The sequence below is a fragment of the Pseudomonas sp. AM8 genome, assembly GCF_036346475.1.
In the GTDB taxonomy this organism is placed as follows: domain Bacteria; phylum Pseudomonadota; class Gammaproteobacteria; order Pseudomonadales; family Pseudomonadaceae; genus Aquipseudomonas; species Aquipseudomonas marginalis.
In genome coordinates this window covers 331253-349948 of record NZ_JAOTNX010000006.1, presented here as the reverse complement: position 1 = coordinate 349948, position 18696 = coordinate 331253, and the positions used below count along the sequence as shown (strand labels likewise).

Below are 18696 nucleotides of genomic sequence, written 5' to 3'. Positions count from 1 at the left end.
GAAGAGGGAGCGTTGTTTAAGGCAGCGCGGCCACGACGGACAGCTCTACCAGGATTTCCGGTTCGCACAGCCTGGCTTCAACCGTGGCGCGGGCCGGGGCGACGCCTTTGGGCAGCCACTTGTCCCACACCGCGTTCATACCGGCGAAATCGGCGTCGATGTCCTTCAGGTAGATCGTCACCGACAGCAGCTTGGTTTTGTCGGTGCCGGCCAAGTCCAGCAAACGTTCGATATTGGCCAGGGTTTCACGGGTCTGCTGTTCGATCCCGGCGTTCATGTCGTCACCGACTTGCCCGGCCAGATACACGGTACCGCTGTGAACAACGATCTGGCTCATGCGCTCATTGGTGAGCTGGCGCTGGATTGACATGTTTTGCGGACTCCTGGTGGTTGCCATAACGGGAAATATCGAGGCCTTCGGCGCTGATCTGCGGCGTTTTCTTCGCCATCAGGTCGGCCAACAGGCGACCGGAGCCGCACGCCATGGTCCAACCGAGAGTGCCATGGCCGGTGTTGAGGAACAGGTTCTTGAACGGCGTGGCACCGACAATCGGCGTGCCGTCGGGTGTGGTCGGGCGCAGGCCGGTCCAGAACGTGGCTTCGGCCAGATCGCCGCCCTGAGGATAAAGGTCGTTGACGATCATCTCCAGGGTTTCACGCCGACGCGGGTTAAGCGACAGGTCAAAACCGGCTATTTCAGCCATGCCGCCGACGCGGATGCGGTTGTCGAAACGGGTGATGGCGACCTTGTAGGTCTCGTCGAGAATGGTCGACGTCGGCGCCATCGCCGAGTTGGTAATCGGCACGGTCAGCGAGTAGCCCTTGAGCGGGTACACCGGCGCCTTGATCCCCAGCGGCTTGAGCAGCTTCGGCGAGTAGCTGCCGAGGGCCAGCACGTAGCGGTCGGCGGTTTCCAACTTGCCGTCGATCCATACGCCGTTGATGCGGTCGCCGGCGTAGTCGAGGCGCTGGATGTCCTGTTCGAAGCGAAACTCCACACCCAACTGCTTGCACATCTCGGCAAGGCGGGTGGTGAACATCTGGCAGTCGCCGGTCTGGTCGTTGGGCAGGCGCAGGGCACCGGCGAGAATATCGGTGACGCTGGCCAGGGCCGGCTCAACACGGGCGATACCGGCGCGGTCGAGCAGCTCGAACGGCACACCGGACTCTTTCAAAACGGCAATGTCCTTGGCGGCGCCATCCAACTGGGCCTGGGTACGGAACAACTGGGTAGTCCCGAGGCTGCGGCCTTCGTAGGCGATACCGGTTTGCGCACGTAATTCGTCGAGGCAGTCACGGCTGTACTCGGACAGGCGCACCATGCGCTCCTTGTTCACCGCATAACGGCTGGCGGTGCAGTTGCGCAGCATCTGCGCCATCCACAGGTATTGGTCAATATCCGCCGTGGCCTTGATCGCCAACGGCGCGTGGCGTTGCAGCAACCATTTGATGGCCTTGAGCGGCACGCCCGGCGCAGCCCATGGCGAGGCGTAGCCTGGGGACACCTGGCCGGCGTTGGCGAAACTGGTTTCCATAGCAGCAGCCGGCTGACGGTCGACCACAACCACTTCAAAGCCAGCCCGCGCCAAATAGTAGGCACTGGTCACCCCAATGACGCCGCTACCCAAGACCAGAACGCGCATTTTTATACCCTCATCGCGGGCTTGGCCGCTGACGTGTGTTATTCGAGCAATGATGGGCGCAGTATAAAAAGCAATCGCCAGTGCATTTCACTATATAAATGCCTATATTTGGCGACAATTCTCGGCAAAAACCCTTTTTACAGAGGCGTATCCCCTATGCGTACCAACACCCAGACCAAGCGGGAGCTGGACAAGATCGACCGCAACATCCTGCGCATCCTGCAAACCGATGGGCGAATTTCGTTCACCGAGCTGGGGGAAAAGGTCGGGCTCTCCACCACGCCGTGTACCGAGCGGGTGCGACGGCTGGAGCGCGAGGGGATCATCATGGGTTACAACGCGCGGCTCAATCCCCAGCATTTGAAGGGAAGTTTGCTGGTATTTGTCGAGATCAGCCTCGATTACAAATCCGGCGACACCTTTGAAGAGTTCCGCCGCGCCGTGCTGAAACTGCCCCATGTGCTGGAATGCCACCTGGTCTCGGGGGACTTCGACTACCTGGTGAAAGCGCGGATTTCCGAGATGGCCTCGTACCGCAAATTGCTCGGCGACATCCTGCTCAAGTTGCCCCATGTGCGGGAATCGAAGAGCTATATCGTGATGGAAGAGGTCAAGGAGAGCCTCAACCTGCCTATTCCCGATTAAACCAGCACCTGCCGGGTGCTCGCCATGTATTCATGGATCTGCTTTTCCACCCGTGGATGAATCAGCTCCACCGGCCCCCGCCCATTGGGGCATGGCAAGGTCTTCGTGGTACCGAACAGCCGACAGATCAGCGGCCGCTCGTCATACACGGTGCAGCCGTGGGGGCCCAGGTGCACACAGTTCAGCTCGTCCATTGCGGCGTCCTGCTCGGCAGCGGTCTTGCGTGGCAGGCGCGACATCTCCTCGGGCGAAGTGGTGACCGGCCCACAGCAGTCGTGGCAGCCGGGGACGCACTCGAACGAAGGAATCTGACGGCGCAGCGCGCTGATTTTCTGACTGTTGCAACTCATCGAAACAGGTACCGAACGGCGAATAGAGGTGGATTCTGAAGCAAAACGCCCCGCGCAGACAGCTTCGTCCGACCGCTGTATCCTGCGTCAAATTTTCCAAACAGGGATGCTCCCCATGACCGCCAGCGCCCGGCACACCGCTTCCTACTACGCCGCCAGCAGCGTACCGCAACCCGACTACCCGGCGTTGACGGGCGAGGTGGGCGCTGATGTGTGCGTGATCGGCGGCGGTTTCTCAGGGCTCAACACGGCCCTGGAGCTGGCTGAGCGCGGCTTCAGCGTGGTTCTGCTGGAGGCGCGCAAGATCGCCTGGGGCGCCAGCGGGCGCAATGGCGGCCAGTTGATTCGCGGCGTCGGTCATGGCCTGGAGCAGTTCACCAACGTGATCGGCACCGATGGCGTGCGCCAGATGAAGCTGATGGGCCTGGAAGCCGTGGAGATCGTGCGTGAACGTGTCGAACGCTACCAGATCCCCTGCGACCTGACCTGGGGCTACTGCGACCTGGCCAACAAGCCTCGCGACCTGCAAGGCCTTGCCGAAGACGCCGAAGAACTGCGCAGCCTGGGCTATCGCCACGAAGTACGCTTGCTGCAAGCGAGCGACATGGGCAGCGTCATCGGCTCCGACCGCTATGTGGGCGGCATGATCGACATGGGTTCCGGCCACCTGCACCCGTTGAACCTGGCTCTCGGCGAAGCCGCCGCCGCGCAGCAATGGGGTGTGCAGTTGTTCGAACAGTCAGAAGTCACGCGCATCGACTACGGCCCCGAGGTCAAGGTGCACACCGCCCAAGGCACAGTGCGCGGCAAGACCCTGGTACTCGCTTGCAATGCCTATCTCAATGGACTGAATCCGCAATTGAGCGGCAAGGTGCTGCCCGCCGGCAGCTACATCATCGCCACCGAACCGTTGAGCCAGGCGCAAGCCGCCAACCTGCTACCGCAGAACATGGCCGTGTGTGACCAGCGCGTGACGGTGGATTACTTCCGGCTGTCCGCCGACCGTCGCCTGTTATTCGGCGGCGCCTGTCACTACTCCGGACGCGACCCCAAGGACATCGGCGCCTACATGCGGCCAAAGATGCTGCAGGTGTTCCCACAGCTGGCCGACGTGAAGATCGATTACCAATGGGGCGGCATGATCGGCATCGGCGCCAACCGCCTGCCGCAGATCGGCCGCCTGGCGGATCAGCCCAACGTGTATTACGCCCAGGCCTACGCAGGCCACGGCCTCAACGCCACACACCTGGCGGGCAAACTGCTGGCCGAAGCCATCAGCGGCCAGCAGCAGGGACGTTTCGACCTGTTCGCCCGGGTGCCACACATCACCTTCCCCGGCGGCAAGCACCTGCGCTCGCCGCTGCTGGCCTTGGGAATGCTCTGGCACCGTCTCAAAGAGCTGGTCTGATCAATCGCGCCAGAAGGGTTTCAAGCCTTCCTGGCGGGCTTGCTCCAGGGTCAACCCAACGTCGCGCAATTGCTCGCGAGTCAAGTGCAGCAAGGCCTTGCGCGTATGGCGGCGGTGCCAGAACAAGCTCCAGCGGCTGATCTCGCGCGGCGACGTCGCCCGCTCTTGCCCAGCCTGCAATTCCTGACTGTGTAACGTCAGCCGCACATCACTCATGCCGTTCATTTTGCTGCCCCTCATTTGCCTGTTGCCATGAGTGGCTAGAATGGGCGAGCAGACAAAACCATTACAGATTCAACCCACCTTTATTAAATCCATACAGACACTGCCTATGCGCGGCTGAATCCTGTATTTTCCCCCTATCTGTACTGGTCCCCTGGGAGCGACCGCCATGACGCTTTACGTCAACCTCGCCGAATTACTGGGCACACGCATCGAACAGGGGTTCTATCGCCCCGGAGATCGGCTGCCGTCCGTACGCGCCTTGAGTGTGGAGCACGGGGTCAGCCTGAGCACCGTGCAGCAAGCGTATCGGCTGCTGGAAGACAATGGCCTGGCGATGCCCAAGCCCAAGTCTGGGTACTTTGTACCTGTGGGCCGGGAGTTGCCAGCGCTGCCCGAGGTCGGCCGCCCGGCCCAGCGCCCGGTGGAAATCTCCCAGTGGGATCTGGTGCTGGAACTGATTCGCGCCGTTCCGCGCAAAGACGTCATACAGATGGGCCGCGGCATGCCGGACGTATTGTCACCCACCCTCAAACCCCTGCTGCGCAGCCTGGCCCGCGTCAGCCGGCGCCAGGATCTGCCGGGGCTGTATTACGACAATATTCTCGGCTGTATGGAACTACGCGAGCAAATCGCCCGGCTGTCATTGGATTCCGGCTGCCAACTGACGGCCGAGGACATCGTGATTACCACCGGCTGCCACGAGGCGCTGTCCGCCAGCATCCACGCCATCTGCGAGCCGGGCGATATCGTCGCGGTGGACTCGCCCAGCTTCCACGGGGCCATGCAGACCCTCAAGGGCCTGGGCATGAAAGCCCTGGAAATCCCCACCGACCCGATCACCGGCATCAGCCTCGAAGCCTTGGAACTGGCACTGGAACAGTGGCCGATCAAGGTCATCCAACTGACCCCCAACTGCAATAACCCGCTGGGCTACATCATGCCGGAAGCGCGCAAACGCGCATTGCTGACCCTGGCCCAGCGCTTTGACGTAGCGATCATCGAAGACGATGTGTATGGCGAACTGGCCTACAGCTACCCACGCCCGCGCACCATCAAATCCTTCGACGAAGACGGTCGTGTGCTGCTGTGCAGTTCGTTCTCCAAGACCCTGGCGCCAGGCCTGCGCATTGGTTGGGTCGCTCCGGGCCGGTACCTGGAGCGGGTACTGCACATGAAGTACATCAGCACCGGCTCCACCGCCACGCAGCCGCAGATCGCAATTGCCGAGTTTCTCAAAGGGGGTCATTTCGAACCGCATTTGCGACGGATGCGCACACAATATCAGCGTAATCGCGACCTGATGCTCGACTGGGTCAGCCGCTACTTCCCTGCCGGCACCCGCGCCAGCCGCCCACAAGGCAGCTTCATGCTGTGGATAGAACTGCCGGAAGGCTTCGACACCCTCAAGCTCAACCGCGCACTGGTGGAACAAGGCGTACAGGTGGCTGTGGGAAGCATCTTTTCCGCGTCGGGCAAGTACCGTAACTGCCTGCGCATGAACTACGCTGCCAAGCCTACCGCCCAGATTGAAGAGGCCGTGCGCAAAGTCGGCGCTGCCGCGATCAAGATGCTGGCCGAAACGGTGGACTGACCTTTCGCAAGAAACCGCCGTCATATGTCGACAACCGCCCTGACCTGGACACGACTCCCTTGATGATTCGACGGCTTTTACCGTTTTTCCTGCTGGGAGCCCTGGCCTTGAGCGGCTGCGCCACGGTGAGTACCCCGCGCATACCCAGCGATGCCCTGCCGGCCGCCCAATCGTCGTTCGGCCGCTCGATCCAGGCCCAGGCCGCGCCTTACCAGGGCCGTTCAGGTTTTCGCCTGCTGCCCAACAGCAGCGAAGCCTTCATGGCCCGCGCCGAGCTGATCCGCAATGCCCAGACCAGCCTTGACCTGCAGTACTACATCGTCCACGACGGCATCAGCACGCGGATGCTGGTGGATGAACTGCTCAAGGCCGCCGACCGTGGCGTGCGCGTGCGCATCCTGCTGGATGACACCACCAGCGACGGCCTCGACCAGATCATCGCCACCCTCGCCGCCCACCCCAAGATCGAGATTCGCCTGTTCAACCCCCTGCACCTGGGACGCAGCACCGGTGTGACGCGCGCCATGGGCCGCCTGTTCAACCTGTCGCTGCAACACCGGCGCATGCACAACAAGCTGTGGCTGGCGGACAACAGCGTGGCCATCGTCGGTGGGCGCAACCTGGGGGATGAGTATTTCGACGCCGAGCCCAACCTGAACTTCACCGATATCGACATGCTCAGCGTGGGGCCGGTGGCCGAGCAACTCGGGCACAGTTTCGATCAGTACTGGAACAGCGCCCTGAGCAAACCCATTGATGATTTCGTCTCCAATACGCCCTCCAAAGGTGACCTGGCCGCCGCGCGCCTGAGCCTGGAGGCGTCGCTGGCCGAATCGCGCCAGCAGAAGCACGCGCTGTACGCGCGCCTGCGCACCTACCAGACCCAGCCGCGCATGGACATCTGGCGCCGCGAACTGATCTGGGCCTGGAACCAGGCGTTGTGGGACGCACCCAGCAAGGTGCTGTCCAAGGCCGACCCGGACCCGCACCTGCTGCTGACCACGCAACTGGCCCCGGAGCTGGAAGGCGTCAACCATGAACTGATGATGATCTCGGCGTACTTCGTGCCGGGACAGCCCGGGCTGGTGTACCTGACGGGGCGCGCCGACGCGGGCGTATCGGTGAGCTTGTTGACCAACTCTCTTGAAGCCACCGACGTGCCTGCCGTACATGGCGGCTATGCACCGTACCGCAAGGCGCTGCTGGAGCACGGGGTAAAACTCTACGAGCTACGCCGCCAACCGGGTGACGGCGGCGGCAGCGGCCCGCACCTGTTTCGTCGAGGCACGTTCCGCGGCTCGGACTCGAGCCTGCACAGCAAGGCGATGATCTTTGATCGGCAAAAATCGTTTGTCGGCTCTTTCAATTTCGACCCGCGCTCCGTGCTGTGGAACACCGAGGTCGGCGTGCTGGTGGACAGCCCCGAACTGGCGGAACACGTGCGCAATCTCGCCCTGCAAGGCATGGCGCCGGCCCTGAGCTACGAGGCGAAACTGCAGGACGGCAACGTGGTATGGGTGACCGAGGACAACGGCCAACTGCACACCCTGACCCGTGAACCGGGCAGTTGGTGGCGACGGTTCAATGCCTGGTTCGCCACCTCGGTCGGCCTGGAACGCATGCTCTAGGAACAGCGAGGATCAAGCCGGCTGAGCAGCACCGAATGCGCCTTGGCGCAGCAACAGCACCACCAAGCCCAATGCCCCGGCCGCCATCAGCCACGGCAGCGCGTGCCCGCTGATCCATTGGCTGCCGGCGCCGGCCACCAGCGGGCCGATCAGGCAACCGATACCCCATAACTGCGCGATGTGGGCATTGGCACGCACCAGCGCATCGTCACGATAACGCTCGCCGATCAGGATCAGCGACAACGTGAACAACCCGCCGGCACTGGCGCCGAACAGCACCCATATTGGCCAGATCAGCAGCGTGTGCATCAGCAACGGAACCGCCAGGCTCGATGCCAGCAACAGCAGTGCGCAACTCAAAAACAGCGTGCGTCGTGGCAGATAATCCGCCAGCGCACCGATGGGCAGTTGCAGCAGCGCGTCACCGACCACTACCGTGCTGACCATCGCCAGGGCAATTTCGGCAGTGAAGCCCTGTTGCAGGCAATACACCGGCAGCAGCGTCAGGATCATCGCCTCAAACGCGGCGAACAGCGCCACCGCCCAGGCAATCGCCGGCAGGCTCAGGCAGAAGCGCCACAGGTCCGCGAAGGTCACGCTGAACGATTCGGCACTGGGCGCACCAGAGCGACCCAGCAATGCCAACGGAGCCACCACCAGCAGGCCAACGCCGACCCAGAAACCATAGTCATGGTCGGTACCGATCAGGCCCAGCAGCAACGGGCCCGAGAGCTGGCTCAAGGCATAACTGCAGCCATACAGCGCCACCAGCCGGCCACGCCACTGCTCCACCACCAACTGGTTGATCCAGCTTTCACCGAGGATAAACACGATGGTCAGGATCACCCCGATCATCAGGCGCAACGCCAGCCATATCGGGTAGCTGGGCAGAATGGCCAGCAAACCGATGGACACCGCGCCAGCCCACAGGCACAGACGCATGAGATTCGCGGTGCCGAGCCAGGCGGCCAGACGGCTGGAGACCTTGGCGCCGAGCAATACGCCAAAGGCCGGCATGGCGGCCATAACGCCAATAGCGAAACTGCCGTAGCCCCAGCCCTCAAGGCGCAGGGAGACCAGCGGCATGCTGACGCCCAGGGCCAGGCCGACACTGAGCACCGAGGCCAGGACGGCGAAATAGGTCGCCCAACGCATTGCCACGCTCCTGTGGATAATCATGGGTTCACACAAAACAGTGTGGGAGGGGGCTTGCTCCCGATTGCGGTGGATCATTGAGCACTGTTAGTGCCTGACACACTGCTATCGGGGGCAAGCCCCCTCCCACATTTGCCTGCGGTGTTGCTTACAGCTTGATCCAGGTCGCCTTCAGCTCGGTGTACTTGTCGAACGCATGCAGCGACTTGTCGCGACCATTACCCGACTGCTTGAAGCCGCCAAACGGTGCGGTCATGTCGCCGCCGTCGTATTGGTTGACCCACACGCTACCGGCACGCAGAGCCTTGGCGGTGAGGTGCGCCTTGGAAATGTCCGACGTCCACACCGCAGCGGCGAGGCCGTATTGGGTGTCGTTGGCGATCTTGATCGCTTCCTCGGCGCCGTCAAAGGTGATCACCGACAGCACCGGGCCGAAGATCTCTTCCTGGGCGATTCTCATGGCGTTGGTTACACCGTCGAAAATCGTCGGCTCGACGTAGGTGCCGCCCGTCTCTTCCAGGATGCGCTTGCCACCCGCCACCAACTTGGCGCCGTCAGTGTGGCCGGCTTCGATGTACGACAGCACGGTGTTCATCTGCTGGGTGTCCACCAGGGCACCGACGTTGGTCGCCGGGTCCAGCGGGTTGCCGGGTTTCCAGCCCTTGAGGGCCTCGATCACCAGCGGCAGGAAGGTGTCCTTGATCGAACGTTCCACCAGCAGGCGCGAACCGGCAGTGCAGACTTCACCCTGGTTGAAGGCGATGGCGCTGGCAGCGGATTCGGCGGCGGCTTGCAGGTTCGGAGCATCGGCAAAAACGATGTTCGGGCTCTTGCCGCCGGCTTCCAGCCATACACGCTTCATGTTCGATTCGCCGGAGCGGATCAACAGTTGCTTGGCGATCTTGGTCGAACCGGTGAACACCAGTGTGTCGACGTCCATGTGCAGCGCCAGCGCATTGCCGACGGTGTGGCCGTAGCCCGGCAGCACGTTGAACACGCCTTTCGGAATACCGGCTTCAACGGCCAGGGCCGCGATGCGGATGGCGGTGAGTGGGGATTTTTCGGACGGCTTGAGGATCACCGAGTTACCGGTGGACAGCGCCGGGCCGAGTTTCCAGCAGGCCATCATCAGCGGGAAGTTCCACGGCACGATGGCACCCACCACGCCGACCGGCTCGCGGGTCACCAGACCCAACTGATCGTGCGGGGTGGCTGCGACTTCGTCGTAGATCTTGTCGATTGCCTCGCCGCTCCAGCTCAGGGCATTTGCCGCGCCGGGTACGTCAATGTTCAGGGAGTCACTGATCGGCTTGCCCATGTCCAGGGTTTCGAGCAGCGCCAGTTCTTCGGCATTGGCCTTGAGCAGCGCGGCGAAACGGATCATGGTGGCTTTGCGTTTGGCCGGCGCCAGGCGCGACCAGACACCGGAACTGAAGGTGGCGCGGGCGTTTTCCACAGCACGCTGGGCGTCGGCGGCGTCACAACTGGCTACGCTGGTGAGCAGGCGGCCATCGACCGGGCTGATGCATTCGAAGGTGTCGCCGGAAACAGCAGCGGTGTATTCGCCATTGATGTAGGCGCGGCCTTCGATCTTCAGATCCTTGGCGCGTTGTTCCCAGTCGGCACGGGTCAGGGTGGTCATGCGAGTGTCCTCCTCTTATTGAATACAAGGGCCAGGCGATGTCCCCCGGCAGCCTCAAAGAATGCTTGCCCGCCAGCCAGCTGTTCGGCTCAAAGGCAGCTGCCACCCTAAACCAGCGGCCAGGGATGTTTCAATATATTTGACATAACCGCGGTAAACGCCCTTGCGATGTTCATTTTAATAAACATAGACTTTGGGTTCTCCAACCGCAGGCCAGACGGGACACGCACATGAGCATCCAGGACATCGTCGACTTCAGCCAGGCCAACACCGCCCCAGACCGCTACCGCCCTGCCGCGGAAAAAATCCTCAAGGGCGATCCCGAACAAACGGTGTACAACCATTACAACAGCCCGTGCGGCCAGATGAACGCCGGTGTCTGGGAAGGTGAGGTCGGGCAGTGGCAGGTCAACTACAGCGAGCATGAGTATTGCGAGATCGTGCAGGGCGTCTCTGTATTGCGCGACGCCGAGGGCAATGCGAAGACCTTGCGTGCCGGCGACCGCTTCGTGATCCCCGCCGGCTTCAGCGGCACCTGGGAAGTGCTGGAGCCGTGCCGCAAGATCTATGTGGTGTTCGAGCAGAAGGCCTGATCAGTAAATCCGACGCAAAAAAAAGCCCGTATCGTGAGATACGGGCTTTTTTCACAAGGAGGAAAATCAATTACTTGATTTTGCCTTCTTTGTAGATCACGTGCTTGCGAACGCGCGGGTCGAACATTTTCTTTTCGAGCTTGTCCGGGGTAGTACGCTTGTTCTTGTCGGTAGTGTAGAAGTGACCAGTACCGGCGCTAGAGATCATTCGAATCAATTCACGCATGATAGAGCTCCTTAGATCTTGCCAGCGGCGCGGATTTCGGCCAGCACGACAGTGATGCCACGCTTGTCGATAATACGCATGCCTTTGGCAGATACACGCAGGCGAACAAAACGTTTCTCTTCTTCAACCCAGAAGCGGTGATGCTGCAGGTTCGGCAGGAAACGACGACGGGTTTTGTTATTTGCGTGGGAAATGTTATTCCCAGTCACCGGACCCTTACCGGTAACTTGACAGACTCTCGACATGCCTCAGCCCTCTAAAACCACATGCCCAACCCGGCATGGGTTGGCCGCTTAATCTCTCAGTCATTTGGCGCCAGGCGCCGCGTTTCTTTAGGGTCTTACCGGCTACACCTACAAGCGAAGGAACCGGGCCCCTAGAAAAGAGCGCTGCTTTATACCAGAAAGACCCATGTGCAACAACAGCCCGTGTATTTTTACCGGCGTAAATCTCGGCGACAGACGTCCGAACCGTTGCCAGGAGGGGCCGCTGTAACAGCCGACCGCTCGTCGCACAGAATGATTTACAGCGCTCGCGCGCGCAGCAAAGCGCACAGCGAAACGCGCTGGGGTGCCATCAAAACAGCATTTGAGGCAAAAGCACAGGCAAAAATGGGCTAGTCATTTTTCAACCAGACCACTACGGTAGGGCTTTTCCAGACTGCACTCGCAGATGGGCCTTCGATCTGCAAAGGAAACCGAACATGCGCCTCGCTGCCCTACCGCTATTGCTAGCCCCTCTATTTATCGCGCCGCTGGCCTCTGCCGCCAGCAACTTGAGCGTCTGCACCGAGGCCAGCCCCGAAGGGTTCGATGTGGTGCAATACAACTCGCTGACCACCACCAACGCCTCGGCCGATGTGCTGATGAACCGCCTGGTGGACTACGACGCGGCCAGCGGCAAACTGGTACCAAGCCTGGCGGACAGCTGGGACGTCTCGCCGGATGGCCTGACCTATACCTTCAAGCTGCACCCGGACGTGAAATTCCATCGCACCGAGTATTTCACCCCAAGCCGCACCCTGACCGCCGAAGACGTGCGCTTCAGCTTCGAACGCATGCTCGACCCGGCCAACCCGTGGCACAAGATCGCCCAGAGCGGCTTCCCCCACGCCCAGTCCCTGCAATTGCCAACGCTGGTCAAGAAGATCGATGCCCTCGATCCACTGACCGTACGCTTTACCCTCGATCACGCCGACTCCACCTTCCTCGCGGCCCTGAGCATGGGCTTTGCCTCGATCTACCCGGCGGAATACGCCGACAAACTGCTCAAGGCCGGCACGCCGGAGAAGCTCAACAGCCAGCCGATCGGCACCGGGCCGTTCATCTTCAGCCGTTTCCAGAAAGATGCCGTAGTGCGCTACAAGGCCAACCCGGACTATTTCGCCGGCAAACCGGCTGTGGATAACTTGATCTTCGCCATTACCCCGGACGCCAACGTGCGCCTGCAGAAACTGCACCGCAACGAATGCCAGATCGCCCTGTCGCCCAAGCCCCTGGATGTGGGCGAGGCCGAAAAGGACCCCGCACTCAAGGTAGAAAAAACCGCAGCGTTCATGACCGCGTTCGTGGCCATCAACAGCCAGCACCCGCCCCTGGACAAGCCCGAGGTGCGCCAGGCCATCAACCTGGCCTTCGACAAGGGCAGCTACCTCAAGGCGGTGTTTGAAGGCACCGCCGAAGCCGCAAACGGCCCTTACCCACCCAATACCTGGAGCTACGCCAAGGACTTGCCGGGGTATCCACAGGATCTCGCCAAGGCCAAGGCCTTGCTGGACCGTGCCGGCCTCAAGGACGGCTTCAAGACCACCCTCTGGACGCGCCCCACCGGCAGCCTGCTGAACCCTAACCCGAACCTCGGCGCGCAACTGCTGCAGGCGGACCTGGCCAAGGTGGGCATCCAGGCCGAGATCCGCGTGATCGAATGGGGCGAGCTGATTCGCCGCGCCAAAGCGGGTGAACACGACCTGCTGTTCATGGGCTGGGCCGGTGACAACGGCGACCCGGATAACTTCCTGACCCCGCAGTTTTCCTGTGCAGCGGTTAAATCCGGCACCAACTTCGCCCGCTATTGCGATCCGGCGCTGGACAAGCTGATCAGCGCCGGCAAGACCACCAGCGAACAAGGTGTGCGCAGCAAGCTGTATCAGCAGGCCCAGGCGCAGATCCAGCAACAGGCGCTGTGGTTGCCGCTGGCGCACCCGACGGCGTTCGCCCTGGCGCGCAAGAGCGTCGAGGGCTACCAGGTGAGCCCGTTCGGGCGCCAGGACTTCTCGAAGGTCAGCGTCAAGCCCTGAGAACCAGGCCCGCCCCCAGGGGGCGGGCTTACATCCAGCCATATTCCGCCATCGACAACGGATCACCGTCTCCCACGATGATGTGATCCAGTACCCGCACATCCACCACTTCCAGGGCCTTTTGCAGCAGCTTGGTCAATTTTCGATCAGCCGCGCTGGGCTCCGCGATCCCGGAGGGATGGTTGTGACACAAAATCAACGCCGCCGCGTTATAGGCCAGGGCGCGCTTGACCACTTGCCGCGGGTAGACCACGGCAGCGTCGATGGTCCCCTCGGACAACACTTCGAACCCCAGCACCCGATGCTTTGAATCGAGAAACAGGCAGCCGAAAACTTCATGGGGCTCATGGCGCAACAGCGACTTGAGGTAATTGCGCACGGCCACCGGGCTTTCCAGCACCGAATCGCTGCGCAGGCGTTCGGCCAGATGGCGTCGGGACATTTCCAGCACCGCCTGCAACTGCGCAAACTTCGCCGGCCCCAAGCCCAATTGCTGGCTGAACACCGCCTGGCTGGCTTCCAGCAGCGGGCGCAAACCGCCAAATTGCGCCAGCAGATGGCGCGCCAGGTCCACCGCGCTCCTGCCGGTTACCCCGGTGCGCAGGAAGATCGCCAGCAATTCAGCATCGGACAGACTCGCAGCACCCCACTCCAAAAGCTTCTCTCGCGGCCGCTCTGCCGCCGGCCAATCACGAATACTCATTCCACCTCCCTGTGCATGTGCGCCGCTGTTGCGGGGCGGGCGCTGTGTTATCGTAGGCCCTCTTTTTTGCGTGCGATTTCACCTGGGGAGGGGGCATCGCAGGCGTCACTGAACTGGCTTCACTGAACTGGAAAGGCAAACCAATGCAGCGTCTGTATCGGAAACGCATCGTTCTCGGCGTCGGCGGCGGCATTGCCGCCTACAAGAGCGCAGAGCTGGTCCGCAGGCTTCTCGACCAGGGTGCTGAAGTGCGCGTGGTCATGACCCGCGGCGGCAGTGAGTTCATTACTCCGCTGACCATGCAGGCCTTGTCCGGACACCCGGTTCACCTGGACCTGCTGGACCCGGCAGCCGAAGCCGCCATGGGTCATATCGAACTTGCCAAGTGGGCCGACCTGGTACTGATCGCCCCAGCCACCGCCGACCTGATCGCGCGCCTGGCGCAAGGCATTGCCGATGACCTGCTGACCACCCTGGTACTGGCCACCGACGCCACCGTCGCCATCGCCCCGGCCATGAATCAGGCCATGTGGCGCGACCCGGCGACCCAGGCCAACACCCAGCTCCTGCAAAGTCGTGGCCTCAAGGTGTTCGGCCCGGCCTCCGGCAGCCAGGCCTGCGGCGATGTCGGCATGGGCCGCATGCTCGAAGCCACCGACCTGGCATTGTGCGCCGCCGAATGCTTCCAGCACCTGGCCCTGACCGGCCGGCACGTGCTGATTACGGCCGGCCCGACCCAGGAAAACATCGACCCGGTACGCTACATCACCAACCATAGCTCAGGAAAAATGGGCTTTGCCTTGGCGGAAGCCGCGGTCGAGGCAGGCGCACGCGTTACCCTGATCACCGGTCCGGTGCACTTGCCGACCCCCGATCGCGTCACGCGAATCGACGTAGTCAGCGCCCGGGACATGCTGGCCGCCTGTGAGGCCGCCATTCCCTGTGACCTGTTTATCGCTTCGGCAGCGGTTGCAGACTACCGCCCTGAAGTCGTCGCCCCGCAAAAGCTCAAGAAAGACCCTACGAGCGGTGACGGGCTGCTCCTGCAAATGGTGCGCAACCCGGACATCCTGGCCACAATCGCCACGCGTCCGGACCGCCCGTTCAGTGTCGGCTTTGCCGCCGAGACCGAGCACCTGCTGGACTACGCCGCACGCAAACTGAAAGACAAAAACCTCGACCTGATCGTTGCCAATGATGTCGCCAACCCGAGCATCGGCTTCAACAGCGAGGAAAACGCCTGCAGCGTAATCGACCGCGAGCTGCACGCCACTCTTTTCGCCCAGACCAGCAAAGGCAAGATTGCCCGCCAACTGATCTCTTTTATCGCCCAACGGCTGAACCAGGTTTAATTTCCATGCACGCTTTGCAAGCCAAGATCCTCGACCCCCGCATCGGCACCGAATTCCCGCTGCCGGCCTACGCCACCCCAGGTTCCGCCGGCCTGGACCTGCGCGCCATGCTCAAGCAAGACACCGTCCTTGAACCGGGCCAGACCGTCCTGATTCCCACCGGCCTGTCGATCTATGTCGGCGACCCGGGCCTGGCGGCGCTGATCCTGCCGCGCTCCGGCCTGGGCCACAAACACGGCATCGTGCTGGGTAACCTGGTAGGCCTGATCGACTCGGACTACCAAGGCGAGTTGATGGTGTCGTGCTGGAATCGTGGCCAGACGGCGTTCAACATCGTTGTCGGCGAGCGCATTGCCCAGCTTGTATTGGTGCCGGTGGTGCAGGCGCGCTTCGAACTGGTGCAGGATTTCGACGAAACCCAACGCGGCGCAGGCGGTTTTGGGCATTCCGGCAGTCACTGACTACGCTGAACCTGGCCGGGCGCTTTTGCCCGGCTCGATGCCCCCGCAAGGCTTTTCAGGATGAAGAATGCGCGGACTTTATCAGCGAGATTTCCCATTTGAAATCAATGCATTACGCAGGAATAAAGACAGGGGCCAAGCTCCGATGGCACTTTTGCACCACGAACTCTCTGCCGAAAACACCGTCATACCCTTCAGTTTGAGCCTGCCGGTCAGCCACATTAAGGCCAGCCTTGCCCCCCTTGAGATGGAGTTTCCCCCGCGATGAGTACCGCAGCCCGAGTAGCCCCGACATTCCCCGACAGCATCTTTCGCGCCTATGACATTCGTGGCGTAGTCCCCAAGACCCTGACCGCCGAAACCGCCTACTGGATTGGCCGCGCCATTGGTTCCCAGAGCCTGGCCCAGGACGAGCCGAACGTCTCGGTCGGTCGTGACGGTCGCCTGTCCGGTCCGGAACTGGTGGAACAACTGATCCAGGGCTTGGCCGACAGCGGCTGCCATGTCAGCGATGTGGGCCTGGTGCCCACTCCCGCGCTGTACTACGCCGCCAATGTACTGGCCGGCAAATCCGGGGTAATGCTGACCGGCAGCCATAACCCGTCGGACTACAACGGCTTCAAGATCGTCATCGCCGGCGACACCCTGGCCAACGAACAGATCCAGGCCCTGCACACCCGCCTGAAGACCAACGACCTGACCAGCGGCAAAGGCAGCATCACCAAAGTTGACATCCTGCAGCGCTACTCTGATGAAATCACCGGCGACGTCAAACTCGCACGCCGCCTCAAAGTGGTGGTGGACTGCGGCAACGGCGCGGCCGGCGTGATCGCCCCGCAGCTGCTCGAAGCCTTGAACTGCGAAGTGATCCCGCTGTTCTGCGAAGTCGATGGCAACTTCCCCAACCACCACCCGGACCCAGGCAAACCGGAAAACCTGGTGGACCTGATCGCCAAGGTCAAGGAAACCGGTGCTGACGTCGGCCTGGCCTTTGACGGCGACGGCGACCGTGTAGGCGTAGTGACCGAAACCGGCGAGATCGTATTCCCGGACCGCCTGCTGATGCTGTTCGCCCGCGATGTGGTGGCGCGCAACCCGGGTGCCGAGATCATTTTCGACGTGAAGTGCACCCGCCGCCTCACCCCGCTGATCAAGGAATATGGTGGCCGTCCGCTAATGTGGAAGACCGGTCACTCGTTGATCAAAAAGAAAATGAAGGAAACCGGCGCGCTGTTGGCCGGCGAAATGAGCGGCCACGTGTTCTTCAAGGAGCGCTGGTTCGGGTTTGACGACGGCATTTACAGCGCCGCCCGTCTGCTGGAGATCCTCAGCAAGGAAAAATCCACCTGCGATTCGCTGTTTCAGACCTTCCCGAATGATATTTCTACGCCAGAGATCAATATCCATGTGACCGAGGAGAGCAAATTCAGCATCATTGACGCACTGCACGATGCGCAATGGGGTGAAGGCGCCCACCTGACCACCATTGATGGTGTGCGAGTCGATTACGCCAAGGGCTGGGGCCTGGTTCGCGCGTCCAACACCACACCGGTGCTGGTGCTGCGTTTCGAGGCGGATACCGAGGCTGAGTTGCAGCGCATCAAGGACGTTTTCCACGCCCAGTTGAAACGTGTTGCCCCTGATCTCCAATTACCGTTCTGATTTTTACCGGAGCCCTGAATGACCCTCGAACGCGAAGCCGCTGCCAACACCGCCAAGGTCCTGTCCGAAGCGTTGCCTTATATTCGACGCTACGTCGGCAAGACGCTGGTGATCAAGTACGGCGGCAATGCCATGGAAAGCGACGAGCTGAAAACCGGCTTTGCCCGCGACATCGTGTTGATGAAAGCCGTGGGAATCAACCCCGTGGTGGTCCACGGCGGCGGCCCGCAGATCGGCGACCTGCTCAAGCGCTTGTCGATCGAGAGTCACTTCATCGATGGCATGCGCGTCACTGACGCGCAGACCATGGACGTGGTGGAGATGGTCCTCGGCGGCCAGGTGAACAAAGACATCGTCAACCTGATCAACCGCCACGGCGGCAGCGCCATTGGCCTGACCGGCAAGGACGCCGAGCTGATCCGCGCGAAAAAACTGACCGTTACCCGTCAGACGCCGGAAATGACCCAGCCGGAAATCATCGATATCGGCCAGGTAGGCGAAGTGATCGGCATCAACACCGACCTGCTGAACCTGCTGGTCAAGGGCGACTTCATCCCGGTGATCGCGCCGATCGGCGTGGGTGCCAACGGTGAGTCCTACAACATCAACGCCGACCTGGTGGCGGGCAAGGTGGCCGAAGCATTGAAGGCTGAAAAGCTGATGCTGCTGACCAACATTGCCGGCCTGATGGACAAGGAAGGCAAGGTGCTGACCGGTTTGACCACTCAACAAGTGGACGAACTGATCGCCGACGGCACCATCTACGGCGGCATGCTGCCGAAGATCCGTTGCGCGCTGGAAGCGGTGCAAGGCGGCGTCGGCAGCTCGCTGATCCTGGATGGTCGTGTACCGAATGCAATCCTGCTGGAAATCTTCACCGATACGGGTGTGGGCACGCTGATCAGTAACCGCAAGCGTCCCTGATTTACAAAGCACCAAAAAACCGCAGTTTCTTACGGCGCCTACGACAATACGTACCCATGTACGGAATATTCGTCAGGCAAAGTAGAATCTGCGGTTTTTTATGCACAATGGAAACACAGCCTACAACGATGATCACGAAAACGCCGCTGAAGTCTTTCAGTATTAATGGGTATTTCAACACTCACTGAAAAC

General features: G+C 61.5%; 18 protein-coding genes and 1 pseudogene. 10 read left to right on the top strand and 9 right to left on the bottom strand.

Annotation, left to right across the window (positions count from 1 at the left end):
• Positions 1-16: 16 nt before the first annotated feature.
• Complete coding sequence (locus tag V3W40_RS17230) at positions 17-370, bottom strand: RidA family protein (RefSeq protein WP_065926702.1); 354 nt, start codon at positions 368-370, stop codon at positions 17-19.
• On the bottom strand, positions 342-1643 hold the full coding sequence (dadA, locus tag V3W40_RS17225; RefSeq protein WP_065926703.1) for a D-amino acid dehydrogenase: 1302 nt from the start codon (positions 1641-1643) through the stop codon (positions 342-344). Before dadA ends, V3W40_RS17230 begins: the two co-directional genes overlap by 29 nt.
• A 156-nt stretch (positions 1644-1799) precedes the next feature.
• On the opposite strand from dadA, the gene V3W40_RS17220 reads away from it, so the two are divergent.
• Positions 1800-2288, top strand: a complete 489-nt coding sequence (locus V3W40_RS17220; protein ID WP_003176896.1) for an Lrp/AsnC ligand binding domain-containing protein — start codon at positions 1800-1802, stop codon at positions 2286-2288.
• Here the strand turns inward: V3W40_RS17220 and V3W40_RS17215 are convergent.
• Positions 2285-2638, bottom strand: a complete 354-nt coding sequence (locus V3W40_RS17215) for a YkgJ family cysteine cluster protein (protein WP_065926704.1) — start codon at positions 2636-2638, stop codon at positions 2285-2287. The genes V3W40_RS17220 and V3W40_RS17215 overlap by 4 nt on opposite strands.
• Before the next feature lie 115 nt (positions 2639-2753).
• On the opposite strand from V3W40_RS17215, the gene V3W40_RS17210 reads away from it, so the two are divergent.
• Complete coding sequence (locus V3W40_RS17210) at positions 2754-4046, top strand: NAD(P)/FAD-dependent oxidoreductase (protein WP_065948737.1); 1293 nt, start codon at positions 2754-2756, stop codon at positions 4044-4046.
• Here the strand turns inward: V3W40_RS17210 and V3W40_RS17205 are convergent, their stop codons facing one another.
• Entirely contained in the window at positions 4047-4271 is a 225-nt protein-coding gene (locus V3W40_RS17205; protein WP_065926706.1) for a DUF1127 domain-containing protein, read from the bottom strand.
• Between the two features lie 166 nt (positions 4272-4437).
• On the opposite strand from V3W40_RS17205, the gene V3W40_RS17200 reads away from it, so the two are divergent.
• Positions 4438-5862 carry an aminotransferase-like domain-containing protein gene (locus V3W40_RS17200; RefSeq protein WP_065926707.1) on the top strand — a complete coding sequence of 475 codons (1425 nt, stop codon included), beginning with the start codon at positions 4438-4440 and terminating at the stop codon, positions 5860-5862.
• A gap of 62 nt (positions 5863-5924) precedes the next feature.
• Positions 5925-7490 (top strand): phospholipase D family protein, encoded by a 1566-nt coding sequence (locus V3W40_RS17195; protein ID WP_065926708.1) that lies wholly within the window; start codon positions 5925-5927, stop codon positions 7488-7490.
• Between the two features lie 12 nt (positions 7491-7502).
• Here the strand turns inward: V3W40_RS17195 and V3W40_RS17190 are convergent, their stop codons facing one another.
• Positions 7503-8645 (bottom strand): MFS transporter, encoded by a 1143-nt coding sequence (locus tag V3W40_RS17190; protein ID WP_146476964.1) that lies wholly within the window; start codon positions 8643-8645, stop codon positions 7503-7505.
• Between the two features lie 148 nt (positions 8646-8793).
• Positions 8794-10287 (bottom strand): aldehyde dehydrogenase, encoded by a 1494-nt coding sequence (locus tag V3W40_RS17185; protein ID WP_065948734.1) that lies wholly within the window; start codon positions 10285-10287, stop codon positions 8794-8796.
• Between the two features lie 230 nt (positions 10288-10517).
• On the opposite strand from V3W40_RS17185, the gene V3W40_RS17180 reads away from it, so the two are divergent.
• Positions 10518-10880, top strand: a complete 363-nt coding sequence (locus tag V3W40_RS17180; protein WP_027608294.1) for a cupin domain-containing protein — start codon at positions 10518-10520, stop codon at positions 10878-10880.
• Positions 10881-10950: 70 nt separating this feature from the next.
• On the opposite strand, the gene rpmG is transcribed toward V3W40_RS17180, so the two are convergent.
• Both rpmG and rpmB read right to left on the bottom strand, forming a co-directional pair.
• Positions 10951-11106 carry a 50S ribosomal protein L33 gene (gene rpmG / locus V3W40_RS17175; RefSeq protein ID WP_003176906.1) on the bottom strand — a complete coding sequence of 52 codons (156 nt, stop codon included), beginning with the start codon at positions 11104-11106 and terminating at the stop codon, positions 10951-10953.
• Positions 11107-11117: 11 nt separating this feature from the next.
• Positions 11118-11351: a 50S ribosomal protein L28 gene (gene rpmB / locus V3W40_RS17170; RefSeq protein WP_003176907.1), complete on the bottom strand. Its 234-nt coding sequence runs from the start codon at positions 11349-11351 to the stop codon at positions 11118-11120.
• Positions 11352-11809: 458 nt separating this feature from the next.
• Here rpmB and V3W40_RS17165 point away from each other — a divergent pair, with 458 nt between their 5' ends.
• Positions 11810-13402 (top strand): ABC transporter substrate-binding protein, encoded by a 1593-nt coding sequence (locus V3W40_RS17165; protein WP_065937993.1) that lies wholly within the window; start codon positions 11810-11812, stop codon positions 13400-13402.
• 28 nt (positions 13403-13430) lie between these two features.
• On the opposite strand, the gene radC is transcribed toward V3W40_RS17165, so the two are convergent.
• Positions 13431-14105, bottom strand: coding sequence for a RadC family protein (radC, locus tag V3W40_RS17160; RefSeq protein WP_092488210.1), 675 nt, complete (start codon positions 14103-14105; stop codon positions 13431-13433).
• Positions 14106-14248: 143 nt separating this feature from the next.
• On the opposite strand from radC, the gene coaBC reads away from it, so the two are divergent.
• The 4 genes and pseudogenes from coaBC (at position 14249) to argB (ending at position 18504) form a co-directional block, all read left to right on the top strand.
• On the top strand, positions 14249-15457 hold the full coding sequence (gene coaBC / locus V3W40_RS17155; protein ID WP_027608291.1) for a bifunctional phosphopantothenoylcysteine decarboxylase/phosphopantothenate--cysteine ligase CoaBC: 1209 nt from the start codon (positions 14249-14251) through the stop codon (positions 15455-15457).
• Positions 15458-15462: 5 nt separating this feature from the next.
• The gene (gene dut, locus V3W40_RS17150) at positions 15463-15918 is read left to right on the top strand and encodes a dUTP diphosphatase (protein ID WP_065926712.1); all 456 of its coding nucleotides are present in this window, start codon (positions 15463-15465) and stop codon (positions 15916-15918) included.
• A gap of 255 nt (positions 15919-16173) precedes the next feature.
• Positions 16174-17580, top strand: a pseudogene (locus tag V3W40_RS17145) (phosphomannomutase/phosphoglucomutase); the annotation flags it as partial.
• Positions 17581-17598: 18 nt separating this feature from the next.
• Positions 17599-18504, top strand: coding sequence for an acetylglutamate kinase (argB, locus tag V3W40_RS17140; RefSeq protein ID WP_015886532.1), 906 nt, complete (start codon positions 17599-17601; stop codon positions 18502-18504).
• Positions 18505-18696 lie beyond the last annotated feature (192 nt).

Bases quoted from the DNA above. Each gene is read 5' to 3' on its own strand.
- radC (WP_092488210.1), bottom strand. From the start codon at position 14,105: ATGAGTATTCGTGATTGGCCGGCGGCAGAGCGGCCGCGAGAGAAGCTT.
- argB (WP_015886532.1), top strand. From the start codon at position 17,599: ATGACCCTCGAACGCGAAGCCGCTGCCAACACCGCCAAGGTCCTGTCC.
- V3W40_RS17200 (WP_065926707.1), top strand. From the start codon at position 4,438: ATGACGCTTTACGTCAACCTCGCCGAATTACTGGGCACACGCATCGAA.
- V3W40_RS17180 (WP_027608294.1), top strand. From the start codon at position 10,518: ATGAGCATCCAGGACATCGTCGACTTCAGCCAGGCCAACACCGCCCCA.
- V3W40_RS17195 (WP_065926708.1), top strand. From the start codon at position 5,925: ATGATTCGACGGCTTTTACCGTTTTTCCTGCTGGGAGCCCTGGCCTTG.
- coaBC (WP_027608291.1), top strand. From the start codon at position 14,249: ATGCAGCGTCTGTATCGGAAACGCATCGTTCTCGGCGTCGGCGGCGGC.
- dadA (WP_065926703.1), bottom strand. From the start codon at position 1,643: ATGCGCGTTCTGGTCTTGGGTAGCGGCGTCATTGGGGTGACCAGTGCC.
- dut (WP_065926712.1), top strand. From the start codon at position 15,463: ATGCACGCTTTGCAAGCCAAGATCCTCGACCCCCGCATCGGCACCGAA.
- V3W40_RS17190 (WP_146476964.1), bottom strand. From the start codon at position 8,645: ATGCGTTGGGCGACCTATTTCGCCGTCCTGGCCTCGGTGCTCAGTGTC.
- V3W40_RS17210 (WP_065948737.1), top strand. From the start codon at position 2,754: ATGACCGCCAGCGCCCGGCACACCGCTTCCTACTACGCCGCCAGCAGC.
- V3W40_RS17205 (WP_065926706.1), bottom strand. From the start codon at position 4,271: ATGAACGGCATGAGTGATGTGCGGCTGACGTTACACAGTCAGGAATTG.
- rpmG (WP_003176906.1), bottom strand. From the start codon at position 11,106: ATGCGTGAATTGATTCGAATGATCTCTAGCGCCGGTACTGGTCACTTC.
- V3W40_RS17230 (WP_065926702.1), bottom strand. From the start codon at position 370: ATGTCAATCCAGCGCCAGCTCACCAATGAGCGCATGAGCCAGATCGTT.
- V3W40_RS17165 (WP_065937993.1), top strand. From the start codon at position 11,810: ATGCGCCTCGCTGCCCTACCGCTATTGCTAGCCCCTCTATTTATCGCG.
- V3W40_RS17220 (WP_003176896.1), top strand. From the start codon at position 1,800: ATGCGTACCAACACCCAGACCAAGCGGGAGCTGGACAAGATCGACCGC.
- rpmB (WP_003176907.1), bottom strand. From the start codon at position 11,351: ATGTCGAGAGTCTGTCAAGTTACCGGTAAGGGTCCGGTGACTGGGAAT.
- V3W40_RS17215 (WP_065926704.1), bottom strand. From the start codon at position 2,638: ATGAGTTGCAACAGTCAGAAAATCAGCGCGCTGCGCCGTCAGATTCCT.
- V3W40_RS17185 (WP_065948734.1), bottom strand. From the start codon at position 10,287: ATGACCACCCTGACCCGTGCCGACTGGGAACAACGCGCCAAGGATCTG.